The organism is Streptomyces sp. NPDC059455 (assembly GCF_042750115.1).
GTDB lineage: Bacteria > Actinomycetota > Actinomycetes > Streptomycetales > Streptomycetaceae > Streptomyces > Streptomyces endocoffeicus.
Genome location: NZ_JBHYVB010000365.1, coordinates 1 through 2,945 on the forward strand (window position 1 = coordinate 1; position 2,945 = coordinate 2,945).

At 69.9% G+C, this 2,945-nt stretch carries 3 protein-coding genes; 1 reads left to right on the top strand and 2 read right to left on the bottom strand.

Annotated features, from left to right (window positions below):
- Positions 1-69: 69 nt before the first annotated feature.
- Complete coding sequence (locus tag ACFXB5_RS52035; RefSeq protein ID WP_075200572.1) at positions 70-357, bottom strand: DUF3039 domain-containing protein; 288 nt, start codon at positions 355-357, stop codon at positions 70-72.
- Positions 358-378: 21 nt separating this feature from the next.
- Complete coding sequence (locus ACFXB5_RS52040) at positions 379-966, bottom strand: YqgE/AlgH family protein (protein ID WP_201856619.1); 588 nt, start codon at positions 964-966, stop codon at positions 379-381.
- 255 nt (positions 967-1,221) lie between these two features.
- Between ACFXB5_RS52040 and murA the strand changes: the two genes are divergently transcribed.
- Positions 1,222-2,565 carry a UDP-N-acetylglucosamine 1-carboxyvinyltransferase gene (murA, locus tag ACFXB5_RS52045; RefSeq protein ID WP_385222734.1) on the top strand — a complete coding sequence of 448 codons (1,344 nt, stop codon included), beginning with the start codon at positions 1,222-1,224 and terminating at the stop codon, positions 2,563-2,565.
- Positions 2,566-2,945 lie beyond the last annotated feature (380 nt).

A 2,945-nucleotide genomic window follows, 5' to 3' on the forward strand; every position in this document is an offset into this window, starting at 1 on the left:
GGCGTGCCGTCTGTTCGCGCGAGGCTTTTCGTCGAGGCTTTTCGTCAGCGCCCAGGGCCGACGGACCGGCTACTTCTTGCCGTCGCCGTCCTTGCCCTTGTCGCCGCCGGCGCCCATGCCCTCGAAAATCTCCTTGCACATGGGGCAGACCGGGTACTTCTTCGGGTCACGACCCGGGACCCAGACCTTGCCGCAGAGTGCGACGACGGGAGATCCGGAGAGGGCGCTCTCCATGATCTTGTCTTTCTGTACATAGTGGGCATAGCGCTCGTGGTCGCCGTCACCGTGCGACACCTGTGGTGTCGGCTCAACGAGGGTCCCCGTGCCTGCCCCGCGCTCGGGCTCAAGAGTGCTCATACAGCCCTAGGGTACTCATGCCTAGTTGAGAGAAGGGTCGTCCGGATACGTGGCGACCATGGCCAGCTCACTGCGCTGGCGGCGCAGCACCGACCGCCACAGCCGCTCGGGGGCGGGCGAGGACACATCGCCCGGCTCGGACTCCACCACGTACCACGCGCCCTCGGAGAGCTCGTCCTCCAGCTGACCGGGCCCCCAGCCCGCGTAACCGGCGAAGATGCGCAACGAGCCCACCGCCGCCGCCAGCAGCTCCGGCGGCGCCTCCAGGTCCACCAGGCCGATGGCGCCGTGCACTCTGCGCCAACCGAGTGGCCCGTCCTCACTGCGCGCCGAGGACCGGCCCGACTCGCCCGGTACGACGGCCACGCCCAGCGCCGAATCCAGCGAAACCGGACCGCCCTGGAAGACCACCCCCGGCTCCCCGGCCAGCGAGGCCCACGACTCCAGGATGTCGCTCACCCCCACCGGGGTCGGGCGGTTCAGGACCACGCCGAGCGAGCCCTCCTCGTCATGGTCGAGGAGAAGCACCACCGCGCGGTCGAAATTCGGGTCAGCAAGCGCCGGTGTCGCGACAAGCAGCCGTCCTGTGAGCGAGGACACCTCGGTCATGGCCACATGATCCCCCATATCCGGGCCGGAGGGGGAGTGGAAGTCGAGTCCCGTATGAGAGCAGGTCGGGGCGCAAGACAGCAGATGCGGCGCACGTGACTGTGGGCCTTCCGATCGAAACGGAACGTGTTGTGTCGCCTACAGGGTGACGCAAACGGTGCAAGAGCCTTACGGAGGCGGTCTCCGGGGCTATTACTCTTGCCCTTTGGCCCTTGTGCCTTTTGGCCCTTGCCCGTCTCAGGAACGCGAGACCAGATGACCCGCTCGAACGATGTCCTGCTCGTCCATGGCGGCACCCCGCTCGAAGGCGAGATCCGTGTCCGCGGCGCGAAGAACCTCGTGCCCAAGGCCATGGTGGCCGCCCTGCTCGGCAGCGGGCCCAGCCGGCTGCGCAACGTCCCCGACATCCGCGATGTGCGGGTGGTGCGCGGGCTGCTGCAGCTGCACGGCGTGACGGTGCGACCCGGTGACGAGCCCGGTGAGCTGGTGCTCGATCCCACGCACGTGGAGAGCGCCAATGTCGCCGACATCGACGCACACGCAGGTTCCTCGCGGATCCCGATCCTCTTCTGCGGCCCGCTGCTGCACCGCCTCGGCCACGCCTTCATCCCGGGCCTGGGCGGCTGTGACATCGGCGGCCGGCCGATCGACTTCCACTTCGACGTGCTGCGCCAGTTCGGGGCGACGATCGAGAAGCGGGCGGACGGCCAGTACCTGGAGGCCCCGCACCGGCTGCGCGGCACCAAGATCCGGCTGCCGTACCCGTCGGTGGGCTCCACCGAGCAGGTGCTGCTGACGGCGGTGCTCGCCGAGGGTGTGACGGAACTCTCCAACGCGGCGGTCGAGCCGGAGATCGAGGACCTCATCTGCGTACTGCAGAAGATGGGCGCCATCATCTCCATGGACACCGACCGCACGATCCGGATCACCGGTGTCGACCAGCTCGGCGGCTACAACCACCGCGCCCTCCCGGACCGCCTGGAGGCCGCCTCCTGGGCGAGCGCGGCGCTGGCCACCGAGGGCAGCATCTATGTGCGCGGCGCCCGCCAGCGCGAGATGATGACCTTCCTGAACACCTACCGCAAGGTCGGCGGCGCCTTCGACATCGGTGACGAGGGCATACGGTTCTGGCACCCGGGCGGCAAGCTCAACGCGATCGCCCTGGAGACCGACGTCCACCCCGGCTTCCAGACCGACTGGCAGCAGCCGCTGGTGGTGGCCCTGACCCAGGCGTCGGGCCTGTCCATCGTCCACGAGACGGTCTACGAGTCCCGGCTGGGCTTCACCTCGGCGCTCAACCAGATGGGCGCGCACATCCAGCTCTACCGCGAATGCCTGGGCGGCTCCGCGTGCCGGTTCGGCCAGCGGAACTTCCTGCACTCCGCGGTCGTCTCGGGACCCACCAAGCTCCAGGGCTCCGACCTGGTCATCCCCGACCTCCGCGGTGGCTTCTCCTACCTGATCGCGGCCCTGGCCGCCCAGGGCACCTCACGGGTCCACGGCATCGACCTGATCAACCGCGGCTACGAGAACTTCATGGAGAAGCTCGTGGAGCTCGGCGCGAAGGTGGAGCTCCCCGGCGGCGACAACGCCGTATAACCCTTCTCCCCGGCCCCACGGCCGGACCCCAACCCCACCTCAGCCCGCCCCGGCACCCCCGGGACGGGCTGACCCATCCCACGCCCCGCGCCACGACGACGGCCCCCGGCTGGGGTCCGGGGGTCATCCCCCGGGGAACGCAGCATGGAGAAGCTCGTGGAGCTCGGCGCGAAGGTGGAGCTCCCCGGCGGCGACAACGCCGCGTAGAAGCCTCCGTGGGGCCGCGTAGAGGCTCGCCGCGTAGAGCCAGCCGCCTCCGTGGGGCCTCGTGGAGGCTCATGGACGGGCCTCAGGGCCCGTAGGAGCGCCGAAGGGGGGGGCCCCCCCCCCGGGGGGCCCCCCCCTCGAGGGCGGGGGGGGTCGATGCCGTTGGGGGGGGC